Below are 18,040 nucleotides of genomic sequence, written 5' to 3'. Positions count from 1 at the left end.
GGAACGAGAATAAACGAGAATACGAGAATAATTAGTTATTTCCTCACTCCCTTAAGCTGTTTATGACTAACCAAGTTGCTACTTCCCGCCATATTCTCGAAGAAATTGTGTTGCATAAAAAGCAAGAAGTTGCACAAATGCAGCAAGAACTGCCTTTAGCCTCCTTACGAAAACAGTTAAATGCAGCCCCCACTGTGCGAAATTTCCTAACTGCTTTACAGGAAAATCCCAACCAACCGAGCTTAATTGCCGAGGTAAAAAAAGCATCACCTAGCCGTGGGATTATCCGCGCAGATTTTGACCCAGTGGCGATCGCTCAAGCTTATGAACGAGGTGGTGCAGCTTGTCTATCAGTCCTCACTGATCATAAGTTCTTTCAGGGCAGTTTTGACAATCTGCGTGGTGTGCAATCGCACGTTTCATTACCCTTACTGTGCAAGGAGTTCATCATTAATCCTTATCAAATTTATTTAGCACGGACTGCGGGTGCAGATGCAGTATTATTAATTGCGGCTATTTTATCAGATCGAGAACTTCAAGATTTTCTGCGAGTAATTCATGACTTAGGCATGAATGCACTGGTGGAAGTTCATACTTTGGCTGAACTGGATCGAGTGCTAAAGCTTGACGACTTACATTTAGTAGGAATCAACAATCGCAACTTAGAAGATTTTACCCTTGATTTAGGAACAACACAGCAACTTTTAGCACAGCGTCAACAACAATTACAAAGTTTGGATATCACCGTTGTCAGTGAGTCTGGATTATATACACCTGCTGATTTATCTCTTGTTGCTGAGGCTGGTGTCCGTGCAGTTTTAGTCGGAGAGTCTTTAATTAAACAAAGCGATGTAGAACAAGCTGTGCGTAATCTTTTGAGTGCTGAGTCCTGATAAGAGCTTAAAAAATGAAGCTCTGATACTCATTAATGGAGCTAAAAGACTCATTCACGAGTATCAAAGGTGGATGAACGGAGTTAAAAGGCTCATTCACGAGTATCAAAGGTGGATGAACGGAGTTAAAAGGCTCATTCACGAGTATCAAAGGTGGATGAACGGAGTTAAAAGACTCATTCACGAGTATCAAAGGTGGATGAACGGAGCTAAAAGACTCATTCACGAGTATCAAAGGTGGATGAACGGAGTTAAAAGGCTCATTCACGAGTATAAAAGGTGGATGAACGGAGTTAAAAGGCTCATTCACGAGTATCAAAGGTGGATGAACGGAGCTAAAAGACTCATTCACGGAGTTAAAAGACTCGTTTACGAGTATCAAAGACTCGATGACAAAAAATGTAGCGTGACTATCGTTAATTGAGACTTGTTGATTCTTTCAGAAATATTAACTAATCATTAACTATTTTTCAGTATGACTTCTATCTCCGATTCCTTTCAAACTTTACGCGATCGCCAACAGTGTGCTTTAATCCCTTTTATCACAGCAGGCGATCCTAACTTAGAAACCACTGCCGAGGCTTTACGCATCTTAGATCGCAATGGTGCTGACTTTATCGAGTTGGGCATTCCCTACTCCGATCCTCTGGCAGATGGGCCTGTGATTCAAGCAGCAGCAACCCGCGCTTTGCAAAAAGGCACTAAATTAGAACAAGTGCTAGAGATGTTGCAAACTGTCAGTCCTAGCCTAAAAGCGCCGATAATTCTATTTACTTACTACAATCCCATTTTGTACCGGGGTATTAAGTCATTTTTGGCGCAAATTGCCGCAGTTGGGGTGCAAGGGCTTGTAGTGCCAGACTTACCCTTAGAAGAAGCAGAAGAATTAATCCAGACTGCTGCATCTTTCGGAATTGAGGTAATTTTACTCGTAGCTCCCACCAGTTCTCAAGATAGGATTAAAGCGATCGCTCGTCAATCTCAGGGTTTTATCTACCTAGTGAGCGTTACAGGAGTTACAGGTATACGTTCTCAACTCCAAAACCGCGTAAAACATTTAATTACAGATTTGCGAAGCGTTACCGATAAACCCATTGGCGTTGGTTTTGGCATCTCAGATCCAGAACAAGCACATCAGGTAAGAGAATGGGGTGCAGATGCAGTGATTGTTGGTAGTGCCTTTGTTAAACGGTTAGCTGAAGGTAGCCCAACTCAAGGACTGCAAGCACTAGAAAAACTTTGTCAAGAACTTAAAACAGCCATTACAGAAAGTCCGCGCGAAACTCCATCTCTTCAAGAGGTGAGATAAATTCACCCCCCAACTTAGGGAGTTCTGACTCCTGACTTCTTCATTTCTCTCTCTTCCTCCTTTCTCCGTGCCCTCTGCGCCTCTGTGGTTCGTTTTCTTGGATAATTTATTTCTTGCAAATCCCTAAGACAATGAAACTCCTGCTGAAATCCGTCAAAATATTAATTTATAGCGTCCTTCTAGTTAGCGCCTGTGCGCTTACAGTCTTCGCCCATAATCGCACTGACCACAGACAATACAAATACCATTGGGATTACAATTTTCCACGACAACAGGCTCACCTAGCTGTCAGAAAGAACGTAACTGACCTGACCCCGGCAGAGAAAACTGCATTTGTCAAGGCTATCAAAACCTTAAAAACTGTAATTCCGGCAGGTAGCAAGGTCAGTATTTACGACCAATTCGTTGCCATACATATAGGGGCAACACGCTTGATTCATAACCATAAAGGCCATTCCAATGGTTCCGTTCAAGAACTTGCTCATGAAAATGCCGCATTTTTCCCTTGGCATCGAGAATATATTCGCAGATTTGAACAAGCTCTGCAAGCAGTAGACCCAACTGTTACTCTCCCATACTGGGATTGGACAGACCCCAAATCACTTGATGTGGTTTTTAACGATGACTTTCTTGGTTCTAACGGTCAAGGAGTAACCATCAAAATTCCAAATCAGGGAAATTTTACAGGCGGCCCTGTGCCTGGGGCTTTTTCTGCTGCAAATGGCTGGGTTATGAATCCAGCATTAAACATTGATCTAGATACCGGAACATCATTAGGTACATCACTTGTCCGCTTTCTAAGACTACCTCCTGGCAGTGATTACCCTGTGCCCAAAAAAGATATTGAGCGTGCCCTGGCTCTTAATAACTATTCTCTATTTCGCCCTGCTTTGGAAGGATTTATCTCTGTAGATGAGCAGGGTAAAGTCACCCCAGGAGGATTTATACACAACTACATTCATGGTTTAGTTGGTGGGGTACAGATAGACGCAAGCACAAGACCCGTAAAATTTAAGGGCTTGGGTACTATGAGCAATATACCAAGTTCGCCTTATGACCCAGTATTTTGGTTGCATCATGCGAACGTAGACCGCCTCTGGGCTGAATGGCAAGAAAACGGTCATAAAGGTAGCGATTTTTATCCTCCCGATGGTCATAGTCAGCCTTACGGACACAATCTTAAAGACCTAATGTGGCCTTGGGACGGCGGTATGTCTACCCCTAAAGCCACGCTGTTAGGAGATTTAGTATCCCTATTACCAAATTTTGACTTCGACGATTTGGTACGGCCTATAGACGTTTTGAATCACAGAAAACTGGGCTATACCTACGAAACCTCTGAAAATCAAACGCCAAGAAATTTTCAGATGTGGCATAAGTTTTTTCAACAGTGGCATAAGTTCTAACTTTTTAGAACGAGAGTAAAAAATACTTGAACGTAAAAGGATTTTAACCAATGGTAAGTATACAAGACATTAACACTAGGATTTCATCTGCAATCCAACCAGATTCTTTAGGCAGGTTTGGAAGGTTCGGCGGTAAGTACGTCCCCGAAACCTTAATGCCTGCATTAACTGAATTGGAAGCAGCGTTTGATCAATATCGCAACGAGGCGAGTTTCCAAGCAGAACTGCAAAATTTACTGCGTGACTATGTAGGACGACCCAGCCCATTATATTTTGCTGAACGCCTGACAACAAACTATGCTCGACCAGATGGCACAGGGCCGCAAATCTATTTAAAGCGTGAAGATTTAAATCATACAGGCGCTCACAAAATTAATAATGCTTTAGCTCAGGTGTTGCTAGCTAAACGCATGGGTAAGCAACGGGTTATTGCAGAGACAGGTGCAGGTCAACATGGTGTAGCGACTGCAACTGTGTGTGCGCGGTTTGGTTTGAAATGTGTGATTTACATGGGCGTTCACGATATGGGACGCCAATCTCTGAATGTGTTTCGGATGAAGTTGATGGGGGCAGAAGTTCGTCCAGTCGAGGCAGGTACGGGAACTCTCAAAGATGCGACTTCTGAAGCAATTCGGGATTGGGTGACGAATGTGGAAACAACCCATTACATCCTCGGTTCTGTTGCTGGTCCCCATCCCTACCCAATGATTGTACGTGACTTCCACGCGGTAATTGGTGTAGAAACTCGCGCTCAATCTCAGGAGAAATGGGGAGGATTACCAGATATTTTACTGGCTTGCGTGGGTGGAGGTTCCAATGCAATTGGATTGTTCCATGAGTTTATGCATGAACCTTCGGTGCGGCTAATTGGAGTTGAGGCGGCGGGTGAAGGTGTAAATACAGAAAAGCACGCTGCTACCTTGACAAAAGGAAAAATAGGTGTGTTGCACGGTGCAATGAGCTATTTACTGCAAGATGATGATGGTCAAGTCATCGAAGCCCATTCAATTAGTGCCGGATTAGACTATCCCGGCGTTGGCCCTGAGCATAGTTATTTAAAGGATCTTGGTCGCGCCGAATATTACAGTGTTACTGATAAACAGGCGTTGGATGCATTTCAAAGACTTTCACAACTAGAAGGGATTATTCCAGCCTTAGAAACGGCTCATGCGATCGCATATTTAGAAACCCTTTGTCCCCAGTTAGAAGGCAATCCCCGCATCGTCATCAATTGCTCTGGTAGAGGTGACAAGGATGTACAAACTGTAGCAAAAGTTCTTATTCCCTAGTGATTCATGTTAATGAGTTTGTAGTAAGCACTTTATTGCCTAAAAATCCCGGACTAAAGTCCTGACTACAAACTTATTTTCCCTTCAGAACTAATGAAACAAACCACTAGTCCAATAATAATAAATAACGAATATGATCGCTGTAACGCAAACCCCACCTGATAATATCTTCATCTCTTCTGAGTTCTATAACTGGCCTGCTTTATTGCAACAGTTGCTGAATCGACAATCGTTGACGGTTTTCCAAGCTGGGGATTTAATGCAAGGTTGGCTCACAGATACCATTCCTCATGTCCTATCAGGAGCGATTTTAGCCGCAATTCAAGCCAAAGGCGTATCCGCCGAAGAATTAGTTGGCATGGCCACCGTCTTGCAATCCCAGTCCCCAGTCACCAGCGATGCACTGAGCTTGTCGAAGTGTCCCCAGTCCCCAGTACCCCTAATTGACACCTGTGGAACTGGTGGAGATGGCGCTTCAACCTTTAATATCTCCACTGCTGTCGCTTTTGTTGCCGCCGCCGCCGGGGTAAAAGTTGCCAAACATGGCAATCGTTCCGCATCCAGCAAAACTGGATCGGCTGATGTGTTGGAAGCTTTGGGTATAAATCTCAACGCCACTCCTGAGAAAGTACAAGCCGCAGTGGGTGAGGTGGGAATTACCTTTTTGTTTGCTCCCGGCTGGCATCCTGGACTTAAAGCGATCGCTACTTTGCGAAAAACTTTGAAAGTGCGGACTGTTTTTAATTTACTCGGACCGCTAGTAAATCCCATGCGACCAACAGGGCAAATTATTGGCGTGAATGACCCGCTTTTATTAGAGGAGATTGTTCAAGCTTTATCCCAATTAGGATGTCAGCAAGCGATCGCACTTCATGGACGGGAACGTTTAGATGAGGCTGGTTTAGCAGATGTCACTGACTTGGCTGTACTCCAAGATAAAAAAGTCCGTTCTCTAACGCTGAATCCTCAAGAACTTGGTTTAAGTTTTGCACCCACTACGGCACTGCACGGTGGAGATGTCCAAGAAAATACTGAAATCTTGAAGGCAGTTCTCCAAGGGAAAGGCACTCAAGCGCAGCAGGATGTGGTCGCTTTAAATACAGCCCTGGCACTGCAAGTTGGTGAAGCCATTCATCGGGAAACTGATGTTTTAACAGGTTGTATTAAAGGTATTGCCCTTGCTAAGGAAATTCTCCAAAGCGGTGCGGCTTGGACAAAACTTGAACAACTTGCTGAATTTTTGCGTTAAGGGACTTGCAAAGGAATCAGGACTTAGGCAACTGGCACAGCGCGACTTATTTGCTCAAAATTGGAAAAATAGCTATTACTACTGCATTCTATCGATTGTGCGATACTGAATCGCTTCCGCTACATGATTGGTTTTTAGCTCATCCTCTCCGGCTAAATCTGCAATAGTTCGTGCTACTTTGAGAATGCGATCGCTTGCTCTTGCCGATAAACCTAATTTTCTAATTGCTACTTCTAATAAATTGCGACTAGGATCATCTAACTTGCACCATTTCTGAAGATGGCGACTTTGCATATGGGCATTGCAACGCAGACTTGGTTCTTCTTGGAAGCGGGTAATTGCGCGATCGCTTGCTTGTTGCACCCGTTCCCGTACTGATGTTGATGCTTCTCCAGTAGGCTGTTGGGTAATTTCTTCTGGTTTTAAGCGATTCACTGCAACTTGTAAATCAATCCGATCCATCAACGGCCCAGAAAGTTTTGCCCAATATTGCTCACGTTGACGGGGAGAACAAGTACATTGTTGGATGGTATCGCCATAGTAACCGCAAGGACAAGGATTAGTACTCGCCACCAAAGTAAATTGTGCGGGAAACGTTACTGATAGTTTGGTGCGGGAAATCGTCACGTAGCCATCTTCCAAAGGTTGACGTAGGAATTCTAAAACATCTCGTTTAAATTCTGTAAGTTCATCCAAAAAAAGTACCCCTCTGTGAGATAATGAAATTTCTCCAGGACGAGGGAAACTACCGCCACCCACAAGAGAAGGCCCAGATGCCGAGTGATGGGGACTGCGAAAAGGGCGATCGCGTACCAACGAACCACGATTTTTCAATAAACCAGCCACCGAATGGATGCGAGTCACTTCTAAAGATTCGGCAAAACTCAGAGGCGGCAAAATTCCTGGTAAGCGCCGTGCTAACATGGTTTTCCCGCTACCAGGCGGCCCAACAAAAATTAAATTATGCCCACCAGCAGCAGCAATTTCTAAAGCCCGACGCGCGTGAGCCTGTCCTTTGACATCATGCAAATCTGCACCAGGGTAGGATAATGTTGCTATCTCCCTTGTGACATCCATCTGCACAGGTTTGTAACGCCCCGGATTATTTAAAAAATCCACCACATCAGACAGATGTTTGCAGCCGTAAACAGCCAAGCCTTCAACCACTGCGGCTTCTTGAGCATTATCAGCAGGGATAACTAAACCTGCAATTCCCATCTTTTGGGCTGCTGCTGCGATCGGCAAGACACCAGCCACCGGACGCAAACTGCCATCCAGAGAGACTTCGCCCAAAAATAGATAATCTCCCAACAAATCAGCGCTAACTTGCTCAGAAGCCGCCAAAATTCCTACACTAATAGGCAAATCGAAACACGGGCCTTCTTTGCGTAAATCTGCCGGAGTTAAATTGATCACAATTTTTCGCATGGGAAAGGCAAACCCGGCATTCTTCAGCGTTGCTTTGACTCTTTCCCTTGATTCTTGAATTGCTGAATCTGGCAGTCCTAAGACAACAATTCCCGGTAATCCCCCTGACACATCGACTTCTACGCCTACTTTGACGGCATCGATGCCTACAATTGATGCACTCCAGACTCTAGCAAGCATTTATTATATAATAGTAAACCTTTCAAATCTCTAGCAGATAAGTCGGTAGATTGGCATTGGTGAAACTACACAGACGATTTCAATTTAAACCCAGAGGCACGCAGAGAATTCGCTATGATATTAATGAAGTGTTGTACTAAGCTCGACTTTATCCAAAATTAATAACTTGGATCTCTGGTATCGGCAAAACCCTAGCTTTTTGGCAAAAACTTTTTCCATATCACTGATTTTAGGTGAAAACTAAAAAGTAAAACTACGGTCATACAAAGCTTTCAGCGTCAGCTAAAGCGTTGCCAAAAAATGGATAAAGTCGAGCTAAGTTGCTATGCTTAAAAATGTGGGATTTTTGCACCGATTCCTAAGTGCTTGCAACAACAGCACGGTCATTTACTAACTTGCCATCTTCCATGTAGACGATGCGATCGGCAATATCTAGAATGCGATTGTCATGAGTAACCAAGAGAATGGTACAGTCGTGTTCTTTAGCTAGTTTTTGCATCAGGTTGACCACATCTCGTCCCGATTTACTGTCAAGGGCGGCGGTGGGTTCATCTGCTAAGACAATTTTAGGACGACCAACTAAAGCACGAGCGATCGCAACTCTTTGTTTTTGTCCCCCAGATAAATCATCAGGATAATAATTCAGGCGATCGCCTAATCCTACCTCTTCTAACATCTGGGCTGACCGGGTTTTCATTTCTGCCGACGAAATATTATTATGCACTTCCAAGCCCATTCTGACATTCTGGAGTACTGTCAGGCTAGCGTGCAAGTTGTGCGCTTGGAAAATATAACCGTTATTGCGTCGCACCTGGGTAAGTTTTGCTGTATTAGCACCACAAAGTTCTTCTCCCAATATCTGTAAACTCCCAGATTGAGCAGAACGCAAGCCCCCTGATAAGGTGAGAAGTGTAGTTTTACCAGAACCAGAAGGCCCAGTCATAATAATAATTTCGCCGGCGTTAATATCCAGGTTGATATCAAACAGAACTTGCTTGCGGAGTTGACCATGACCGAAGTAATGGTTGAGATTTTTAACAGAGATTACAGGAGGCATACTAATTTTAGATTTTAGATTTTAGATTTTGGATTAGGAATTGAATAATTGCCCAATGCCCAATGCCCCTGATCAGTGCTGAGTTGTGAGTGCTGAGTGGGGAATCTCACTTCTTTACTCGGAACTCGGAACTGTTTTGCTCAATGCCCAATGCCCAATGCCCAATGCCCATTTTCTAAAACATATCTGCGGGGTCGGCGGACTGTAATTTCCGAGTGGCGATCGCACCAGAAATTATACACATAATCATAGTCAGCGCTAATACCGTTAAGGCTCGTGCTAAAGTCATGTAAACTGGTAAATTGGTGGCATTACGAGTTAAATAATAAAGTCCTAAAGGTGCGATCGCTCCTGGGATAAAGCCCAACACTGCCAAAATTATCGCCTCTTCAAATACCACACCTAATAAATAGAGATTGTTATACCCCATTGCTTTGAATGTGGCGTATTCTTTGATATGAGAATTCACATCTGTAGAAAGAACTTGATAGACGATAATCACGCCTACCATAAACCCCATTGCTACACCCAGGCTGAAGATAAACCCGATGGCTGTATTTGTTTTCCAGTAATTTATTTCAAATTCGATAAATTCTGCTTTCGTAAACACTTTAACATCATGATCTAAATGAGATTCTAAAGCTGTTTTCACCTGTTTTGGATCATAGCCTGGTTGTAGTTGAACCATACCTAAACTAACACTGCTGGCTTCTCGCTTGGGAAATAGCCGCAAGAAATTCTGGTCGCTGGTAATTAGGTTGCCATCAGCCCCAAAGGATGCTCCAATTGAAAATAAGCCGCTAATAGTAATCGTCCGACGGTCAATTTCAGTCGTCACAGGTTTCCCTTGTGCAACTTGAGCGATCGCTTCTTTATAATCTCCTCTGGAGGCGCGATCAAACAGGACGGTATCTGGTAGCTTCACCTGATCTATCTGGCTGTTCACATCCGCCAAATCAAACGCTTGCTTTTCAGGATTGATCCCGATAACTAGCACAGATGTCTTTTCGTGTGTTTGAGGATTCTTCCAATCGACAATGTTAATATACATTGCTTCTGCTGACTTCACCCCCTGTACATCCATTGCTTGATACAGCCGCCGCCGCGTAAAGGTGGACAGATTTAACACGTTACGCGCTTGAGGACTAAGTAGGAAAATGTCAGCCTGCATACTATGATGGAGCTTAGTATTACTTTCAAATAAAGCGGTCTGAAACCCTAGTTGCATGAACATCAGAACATCAGCGAAAGCAATGCCGGACAATGCCACCAAAAGACGGCTTTTTTGATGACTTAGTTGCAGCCATCCCAAGGGGGTTCGCTGCCGCAGTTGTTGAATAAATCCAATCATAGTTCAATTACCGCCTTGACTTGCAGATTGGTAAACTTGGCAGCTTTGATGCTAGAAGCCTGATTTAGTCGCACATGAACTTCCACTACTCTGCCGTCAATATTGCTGGAGGGGTCACTGTTGATCAGATTTTGTCGCTGCACCTGCATCCCCAGCCAATCGACGGTTCCCTGTAATTCTCCGGGGAGGGAATCACTAATTACCTTGACTCGTTGCCCCGATCGCACTTTGTTAATATCACTTTGGTAAACTTCTGCAACTGCATACATCTGGTCGGTTCGACCTAATTCCACAATCCCGTCATTAGAAACAGTTTCTCCGGCTCGTGTATTAATCTTCATAATTTGCCCCGCTTCAGGTGCGCGGACGTATGCTTGATCCAGTTGTGCTTGCATTTTTTGCACAGTAGCTTGAGCGCTATCTACCTCTGCTTGGGCGTTTGCAACATCTGTAGGACGGACTTCAGCCGTTTGGTTGAGGGTGGCTTTAGCTTCGTTAATCTGCTGTTGCAAGCTAGCGAGGGTTTGGTTGCGGTTAGCTTTGGCTTCCTTGATCTGCTGTTCTAAAGTCGCTACAGTTCTTGTTTTGTTGGCTTGGTTTTCGATTACCTGCTGAGTAGAAGTTTCTGCACTCAACCGTTTTTGATCAGCTGACTGACTGGAAATTGCCCCTGCTTTGTATAAAGCGTCATAGCGTTGCACATCTACTTCAGCGTTCCGCTTTTCGGCTGCTACGCGAGCCACAGTTGCTTGTAAACTCTGTTGTTGTCCTTGCAATTCCGCTTCTAGACGATCAATTGTGGCTTGTTGAGTTTTGATATTTCCCTCTAGTTCGACTTGCAGACGGTTTACAGCAGCTTGTTTTGCTCCAATTTCTCCCTGTTTTGCTCCCGATTTTACCTTGTCAAGGCTGGATTTGGCAACTTGAACTTGTTTTTGGGCTTCAACCAAACTTGCTTGCAAGCGATCGCGACTGTCCATAATTGCTATTACCTGTCCAGCTTTGACGCGATCGCCTTCTTTCACCAATAGTTTCTCAAGCAAACTCCCCTCAGTCGAAGAAGTTGCAGACAGTTTTACCACTTCTCCATTTGGTTCTAAGCGTCCCAATGCTGTAACTGTTTTTACTACTGGTTGAACAACTACTGGCGCTGCTTGCTTTTCATTAGCCGTAGCCTGAAACTTTAGCACCGTATAAACACTAGCTCCACCTATTGCCAAAGATGCAATTATTGCTAGTGTTGTGGGTGATCGCCAAAGATTTTGAGAAGATTTTAAATCCTCTAATTTCCAGTTCGATACCATAGTGTTCACCTTTTCCCATTCACAACTTGTACTAAACTGTTCAGTTCAATTTATGCTAAACTAAACGGAGTAGTTTAGTCAAGAGTAAAAAGCGAAAATTCTCAATTTAATCAGTTTGCCCGGAGTTATGCACCAGAATGCTTGCCACAACTGGGATTAATGGCGTAGGGTAAATTGCCGCAGCTAAACCTCATCTAAATTGAGAACCGTAGTTTTCGCCCTCACCCTAAATCCCTCTCCCTACTTGGGAGAGGGACTTTGAAATTCTGGCTCCCCTTCTCCCATATTTGGGAGAAGGGGTTGGGGGATGAGGGCAAATCCTTTTCATCACCGAAGAACTACAGGTTTCAAGATAGACGTGGTTTATTAAAATTCTTTATAAGAGAGGATGATTAAAAATGGTACGCATCAAAGCTGACGAAGTTGCTCGAGATAATTCCGTTGATAAAGTAGAGCAAATTCTGCAAGGGGCAATGCAGGAGTTCCTGCAAAATGGCTATGCTGGCACAAGTATGGATCGGGTAGCAGTAGCAGCGAGTGTTTCTAAAGCCACAGTCTATAGCCACTTTCAAGATAAAGAAGGACTTTTTAAAGTACTGATAGAGCAATTGGCAAATCAGAAGTTTAGCTCTCTGTTTGACACCGAACCTATGGAGGGAGAACCAAAAATCGTACTGCGCCAATTCGGAACCAAATTATTAGAACAGATGAATAACGACCAGGAACACAGTGCATTTATGCGAGTGCTAATTGGGGAATCTGGTCGTTTTCCAGAATTAACTCAGATTTGTGTTCGGGCGATGATTAAACCAATGTTGGAAACGATCACTCAATACTTGGCTGCTCACCCGGAACTGAATATTAGTGATCCAGAGGCAACAGCGAGGATTATTTTAGGGACATTAGTTAATTTTCATATTACTCAGAATGTGATGCATGGGAAAGATATTATACCAATGGAAAGCGATCGCTTGATTGATGCCTTGACACATTTAATCACCAATTGCGCCGATTGATTGGTTATATATCGGCGCTTGGCGCTTGTTCAGTCGCAAGGTCAAAATAATTCATAATTGATAATTAATAATTCATAATTAGAATCAGTGGTTGCTGACTACTCTCCACTGTCTTGTTGACCACTAAATTTTTGATTTAGTCTGGGCTGCTGTACAGTGTGTTTAATTAAGAATTATGAATTAGTAATTATTTGGTCAAATGCATCCTCTGGCGATCGCTAGATTAACTAGGCAGGAATAACTTGAACAATTAGTGAGCGTTTATCCAACGACTGGATTTTACCTACTTGACTGAGATCGTTTGCAATCCGGTCTAGTAGTTCTCCAGCTTGGTCACGATATTGATGTTCTCGACCTCGTAAACGAATGGCAAACTTCACCGAATCGCCTTTACTCAACCACTGAACAGCTTTCTCAATACGTAAATTGTAATCAGCTACACCCACGTTTAGCCCGAACCGAACTTCCTTTACCGTGGGTCTAGCACTCTGACTCTGACGTTTTTTCTTTTGATACTGAAGCTTGCCATAGTTGAGAATCTTGGCGATTGGAGCGTCTTTGCCTTCGGAGACTACAACTAAGTCAAGCTCTAAACTTTCGGCTAGCTGTAGGGCCTCCTTGGTGTCGATCAGACCACGATTGTTATTCTCATGGTCAATCAAGAAGACGTGAGGTGACTTGATTTGCGAATTAATCAGTTGCTTTTGGATTGCGATAATGAATTTCTCCTAGTTGTTCAACACTTTACTTTGCAAGCAAGTAATGCTAATGCTAATTTAACACAACACTGAATCAGAGCAACTTTAACGACACAATCGATTGCAATCTGTTAGAATGCAAAATTGCGGCACACGCTCTGAGTCTTGGCGCTACTGCCCATCCAGCCTTTCAATGATAGTTTATCCGTCCGCCTAAGACTAACGCCAGCATTGGCGACAGGCCGATGTTATTTTTGGAGTCTTATGTCTTTTTCTACTCTCGGCTTGTCCAATGAAATTATCCGCGCCGTTACCGAGCGAGGGTACACCGAACCCACGCCAATTCAGATGCAGGCGATCCCTGCTGTATTGTCGGGTAGCGATTTGCTAGCTGGGGCACAAACTGGGACTGGAAAGACCGCTAGTTTTACCCTGCCGCTTCTGCATCGGTTGTCGTCCGACAAGAGCAAAGGTACGTCTAATGGATATCCGCCGATCCGGGCGCTGATTCTCACCCCGACTCGTGAACTCGCCGCACAGGTGGAAGAAAGCGTGCGCGAGTACGGCAAGTATTTGAACCTAAACTCAATGGTGATATTCGGCGGAGTCAGTATTCATCTCCAAAAACAGCGTTTGAAAGGCCGAGTGGATATTCTGGTCGCTACTCCAGGGCGACTGCTAGACCACGTACACCAGGGCACGCTGAAGCTGTCACATATTGAGGTTTTGGTGTTGGATGAAGCAGATCGAATGCTGGACATGGGCTTTATTCATGATATTCGCCGCATTCTCTCACTTCTGCCCAAACAGCGACAGAATTTACTATTTTTCGCTACTTTCTCCGACAAAATTAAAACCCTCGCCGCCGGACTGCTAAATCACCCAACGATGATTGAGGTGGCACGTCGCAACGTTACCGCCGACACAATAGCCCAAAAAGTTTATCAGGTAGACCGTGACAAAAAACGCCAATTACTAGCTCACCTAATTCGGCGAGATAATTGGTATCAAGTGCTAGTGTTCACTCGCACTAAGTATGGCGCTGACCGTTTGGTTAAACAGTTGGCTGAAGACCGGATTCAAGCACTGGCAATCCACGGTAATAAGAGCCAGCCGGCGCGTACCAACGCTCTGGCAAAGTTCAAGAATGGCAGCTTACAAGTATTGGTGGCGACAGACATTGCTGCTAGGGGTCTTGACATCAGCGAACTACCGCATGTAGTCAACTTCGATCTGCCCAATGTACCGGAGGATTATGTTCATCGCATTGGTCGCACTGGTCGCGCTGGCGCGTCAGGTGAAGCAGTATCACTGGTCTGCATCGATGAATACCCTCTATTAGCAGATATTGAAAAACTGATCGAGCAGCGCTTGCCGAAGGAAGTGGTCGCTGGCTTTGCGCTCAACCCCGACACTGAGCCAGTACCAATCCCAAATGGACGCCAACACAGACCCCAACCCGGAGGTGACAAGCGTCCGGCTCGTACTGCTAAACTGTCACCACCGACTTCCGCAAAACGTAAGCCAGCGCCACCTGCAACGAATGGCGATCAGCCTGGTGGTCGTTCGTCCACATCGCGCCGTTCTGCTAAACGCGATCGCTGATCTTTGTTCTTAGGGATTACTAAGAAATAAATTACCCAATCTTGTGGGGTGGACATCTTGTCTGCCTTTGGTCACGGGCTCTCGTGTCGCCCACCCCACAAGAAAAGTTAGAGACTTTGAATTTTCCCCCTTCCCTTGTAGGGCTATCCATTACCCGGATCTTTCTTAACAAATAGACAACATACTTAAAATAAGACTGAAACGGTTGATAGGTATAGTTTTGAGGGAAAAGTATAGTTGTGAGCTAACTTCTACCTGAAACCCAGTAATTTCCAGAACTATCAGAAATTAACTTGGTTTGTTGTCTGGCAGTGTTAGGTAAACCTCGCCCAGAATCTCCCTTAGTAACTTCTTGCCACCAAGGAGATTTCATGGTGGTAGTCGGACGAATTAAGGGTTGTCGATTCGTCACTTCATAAAGCAAGGATTGTAAAATCATACTGTTGGTGCTGCTGGTGAAACCAATTGCTGTTTTACCCGTGGTTTCATAGAAGCCCTCATAAAATCCAATTAATGGATTATATAAGTCAGTCGTTCCTTGCAGTAACTCTTGACTGTACTTGTTTTCTGGAAGCAAAGCATGATAGGCAAAAGCTACTGCTGTACTTACTAATCGCCCCTTTAGTACAGGTTTCCCGTCATCTCCTAAAGCCACCCAAGACTGACTAATTGAGCTGTGAATAGTGTAAGGTTTACGATCAATTAAAGTGGTGGCTGAGGCTGTGAAGATGCCGGTGCGACGGTAACGTTCAGCTTGCGCCTGAAAAATTGGTTCAAAGAGCGATCGCATTTGTGGATCTAGTCCAAACTCCAATGCATAGAGTAAGAAAGGATTGCTAACTGTGTATTGGTTAACTTTGGAGTTAGTATCGGTGCGATGGCGTTGGATTGGAATTTTCACCCCCTCTACTGAGGCAGTTTGATATTCACCACCAACAGCAGAATGCTCAACATTAAATCCCCATAATTGAAAACCACGAGCTGCATATTCCTCATATCCTAAGCGGGTTTCGGGGTTAACGCGGATCCGAACTCGCCCATCTTGATCTTTGGCGGTTGTAGCACTAGAGAGAATACCTTCACGCACTACACGCAAGTATGACCAATCCAGCACAATTTTATCGACGGCAGCCGTGTATTCTGGATGACAGATTTTTAAGTTGTAAAGCGCTGCCAGCATTCTACCTAAATCTAAAGCTGACCAACCGTTTCCTTCTGGAACTGGATTTCCACCATAATCTATTGGTTGGAGCGATCGCGTATCATAACCCCGACTTGGCAATTCACCAGCAAATAACGGTAACTTTGTCAAGGCTGCCAAAAGATGTCGGGTACGCCCGTCAAATTCTTTCGGGGTAATTATATCGAGCGATCGCACTGCATGGAGTGCTGCCAGATAATCTCCTAATCCCCAGAGAGTTGCACCTTTGAAATCACTGCGATCGTCTATCAGCCCACTCTTAGAATGATAATTTGCTTGAAAGTATCCCCAAGCCGCATCTGCATAGCGCCGTTCAATAATCGTCAGCGATCGATCTAGTTTCAGGTTAGATGATGACTGGGGACTATCCACTGGTGGAATAGGTGCAACGGTCACTTCTATAACTTTAGAATTGTTCGCAGGGGCTGCGATCGGAGGTGTAACAGGAGAATTTGGTTGATTTGCAGGTGTTGCAGGAGAAGTTTTTTCACTGGGCTTACCAGGAGAATTTGGTTGATTTGCAGGTGTTGCAGGAGAAGCATTTTCGCTGGGCTTACTAGTAGACACACTTGCAGAAGTGGAAGCAATTAAAGGGTGATTTCCCCTAGCTTTGTAGTATAAAATCTCTAAAATTAACCCATTAGTATTACCTGTCAAAGCTTTATTGGGTTGTTTTGATTCTTCATAGATCCCAGCATAATAACCACCATCATCAGGACTGCGGAGATCCTTAACTGCATCAAAAACTTTTTGGGCATAGGCATTATCTGGAAAAAGGTAACGCCAACCAAAAGCAGCTTTTGTACTGATGCTGCGAAACTGTGGATAAGGTTGATTAGCATCGGTGATTGTTGCCCAGGTTGCACCGTTAGCGTAGACAGTGTTGTAAAGAAAATAGGGTGTTTGGTCAATATTATCTTCTGTAACGGCAGTCAACTGGCCTGTGGTATCAAAACGCCGTTTTTGCACATCTAAGACTCTGGCAGCAAAATCAGCTAACTCACCTTGCAAACCAAATTCAATCCCATCAAGGATATAAGACTCACTTACAACATAATTATTAGCATTGGTGCTTTTAAAGTCACGCGTATCAACAGGAATTTGTACACCATTAATTTCAACTAACTTAAACGGTTCTAGGGAAATAGCTTTGGGTGCAGAAAAACCCCAAAGTTGATAACCTCTAGCGCCGTATTCTTCATAGCCAAGTCGTCCTTCCTGCACCAGTAAGGTTTTGTTGTCTGGGAGAACAGTCGCGCCAAAAAGTTGTCCATCTTTGAGCGATCGCGCTACTTGCCACTTTGTTACAATTCCTTTGAGCCAATCATTATATTGAGGATGACAGGTGCGGATGACATCAAACGCCGCCAGTATTCGCCCGACATCCAAAGCAGACCAACCAATACCCCGCTCCAATGGATTATTGCCATAATCAACCATCTGTGCGGTGGCTGCGTTATAGACTTTATTGGGCAAAGTATCTTCAAATAACTTCAAGCTGTTAAGAGTCGTCAAAAACTTATTCAGGCGAACATCAAAGTCTGCTTGGTCAGTAAAATTCAACCATCGTGCAGCATTCAATGCCATTAGGTAATTCCCCATATCCCAGAGTGTACCCGAAGGATAACCCCCGGTAGAATTGGTAAATCCCGTTGCTGGCTGATAATTTTTCACAAAATACTGCCAAGCAGCACGAGCATAAGTTTGTTCCTCTGGTGTGAGCGGGGCTGTAATATTGCTACAGCTATTGGATTGGGATAAAACTGGTATCGGAATGTAGAACAACAATTGCAGAAATGTCCCTACTAGGAACAATGCAATCCATCTCAACAGCTTTTGTTGAGGGGGTTTGTATATCATATTGCAAAGAAAGAGTTAGGAGCGTTATAGCCCGTCTGTACAGTTATAATTCATAAATCGAGCTTTATCAGGTCTATTCTTTTGGTAAGTAGGTAGGCGTAATTACAGCAGTTTGCGATCAAATTCACCACAAGAAGAGCTATCTAATAGGCTCAAAAAACAGACCACAATGATTAAACCAATTTAGAGCATTT

The 18,040-nt window shown here is 44.2% G+C and carries 14 protein-coding genes; 8 read left to right on the top strand and 6 right to left on the bottom strand.

The annotated features are described in order from the left end of the window. Positions 1–62: 62 nt before the first annotated feature. From trpC to trpD, 6 genes are all read left to right on the top strand, one after another. Positions 63–893, top strand: a complete 831-nt coding sequence (gene trpC / locus V7K15_RS11135) for an indole-3-glycerol phosphate synthase TrpC (RefSeq protein ID WP_334905561.1) — start codon at positions 63–65, stop codon at positions 891–893. After that, positions 880–1,317, top strand: a complete 438-nt coding sequence (locus V7K15_RS11130; RefSeq protein WP_334905560.1) for a hypothetical protein — start codon at positions 880–882, stop codon at positions 1,315–1,317. Before trpC ends, V7K15_RS11130 begins: the two co-directional genes overlap by 14 nt. 51 nt (positions 1,318–1,368) lie before the next feature. Further along, the gene (gene trpA / locus V7K15_RS11125) at positions 1,369–2,202 is read left to right on the top strand and encodes a tryptophan synthase subunit alpha (protein ID WP_334905559.1); all 834 of its coding nucleotides are present in this window, start codon (positions 1,369–1,371) and stop codon (positions 2,200–2,202) included. A gap of 131 nt (positions 2,203–2,333) precedes the next feature. Beyond that, a complete protein-coding gene (locus tag V7K15_RS11120; protein ID WP_334905558.1) occupies positions 2,334–3,608 on the top strand; it encodes a tyrosinase family protein in 1,275 nt (424 codons plus the stop codon). A gap of 50 nt (positions 3,609–3,658) precedes the next feature. Further along, positions 3,659–4,897 (top strand): tryptophan synthase subunit beta, encoded by a 1,239-nt coding sequence (gene trpB / locus V7K15_RS11115; protein WP_334905557.1) that lies wholly within the window; start codon positions 3,659–3,661, stop codon positions 4,895–4,897. Positions 4,898–5,030: 133 nt separating this feature from the next. Then, positions 5,031–6,146: an anthranilate phosphoribosyltransferase gene (gene trpD, locus V7K15_RS11110; RefSeq protein ID WP_334905556.1), complete on the top strand. Its 1,116-nt coding sequence runs from the start codon at positions 5,031–5,033 to the stop codon at positions 6,144–6,146. Between the two features lie 78 nt (positions 6,147–6,224). On the opposite strand, the gene V7K15_RS11105 is transcribed toward trpD, so the two are convergent. The 4 genes from V7K15_RS11105 to V7K15_RS11090 form a co-directional block, all read right to left on the bottom strand. Continuing rightward, complete coding sequence (locus tag V7K15_RS11105; RefSeq protein WP_334905555.1) at positions 6,225–7,754, bottom strand: YifB family Mg chelatase-like AAA ATPase; 1,530 nt, start codon at positions 7,752–7,754, stop codon at positions 6,225–6,227. A 358-nt stretch (positions 7,755–8,112) separates the two neighbouring features. Then, positions 8,113–8,811 carry a DevA family ABC transporter ATP-binding protein gene (locus tag V7K15_RS11100; protein ID WP_334905554.1) on the bottom strand — a complete coding sequence of 233 codons (699 nt, stop codon included), beginning with the start codon at positions 8,809–8,811 and terminating at the stop codon, positions 8,113–8,115. Positions 8,812–8,986: 175 nt separating this feature from the next. Beyond that, on the bottom strand, positions 8,987–10,162 hold the full coding sequence (gene devC / locus V7K15_RS11095) for an ABC transporter permease DevC (RefSeq protein ID WP_334905553.1): 1,176 nt from the start codon (positions 10,160–10,162) through the stop codon (positions 8,987–8,989). After that, complete coding sequence (locus V7K15_RS11090) at positions 10,159–11,466, bottom strand: ABC exporter membrane fusion protein (protein WP_334905552.1); 1,308 nt, start codon at positions 11,464–11,466, stop codon at positions 10,159–10,161. The genes devC and V7K15_RS11090 overlap by 4 nt, the downstream gene beginning before the upstream one ends. A 398-nt stretch (positions 11,467–11,864) precedes the next feature. Between V7K15_RS11090 and V7K15_RS11085 the strand changes: the two genes are divergently transcribed. Further along, positions 11,865–12,482 carry a TetR/AcrR family transcriptional regulator gene (locus V7K15_RS11085; RefSeq protein WP_334905551.1) on the top strand — a complete coding sequence of 206 codons (618 nt, stop codon included), beginning with the start codon at positions 11,865–11,867 and terminating at the stop codon, positions 12,480–12,482. Positions 12,483–12,709: 227 nt separating this feature from the next. On the opposite strand, the gene infC is transcribed toward V7K15_RS11085, so the two are convergent. After that, positions 12,710–13,177 carry a translation initiation factor IF-3 gene (gene infC, locus V7K15_RS11080; protein WP_292793660.1) on the bottom strand — a complete coding sequence of 156 codons (468 nt, stop codon included), beginning with the start codon at positions 13,175–13,177 and terminating at the stop codon, positions 12,710–12,712. 267 nt (positions 13,178–13,444) lie between these two features. Here infC and V7K15_RS11075 point away from each other — a divergent pair, with 267 nt between their 5' ends. Further along, on the top strand, positions 13,445–14,785 hold the full coding sequence (locus V7K15_RS11075) for a DEAD/DEAH box helicase (RefSeq protein WP_334905550.1): 1,341 nt from the start codon (positions 13,445–13,447) through the stop codon (positions 14,783–14,785). A gap of 244 nt (positions 14,786–15,029) precedes the next feature. Here V7K15_RS11075 and V7K15_RS11070 read toward each other — a convergent pair whose 3' ends face one another. Beyond that, on the bottom strand, positions 15,030–17,846 hold the full coding sequence (locus V7K15_RS11070) for a DUF3131 domain-containing protein (protein WP_334905549.1): 2,817 nt from the start codon (positions 17,844–17,846) through the stop codon (positions 15,030–15,032). Between the last annotated feature and the right edge of the window lie 194 nt (positions 17,847–18,040).

It is taken from the genome of Nostoc sp. (assembly GCF_036919815.1).
Lineage (GTDB): Bacteria > Cyanobacteriota > Cyanobacteriia > Cyanobacteriales > Nostocaceae > Nostoc.
Note: the sequence above shows the minus strand (reverse complement) of the source record. Positions and strands in the feature narration are given on the sequence as shown.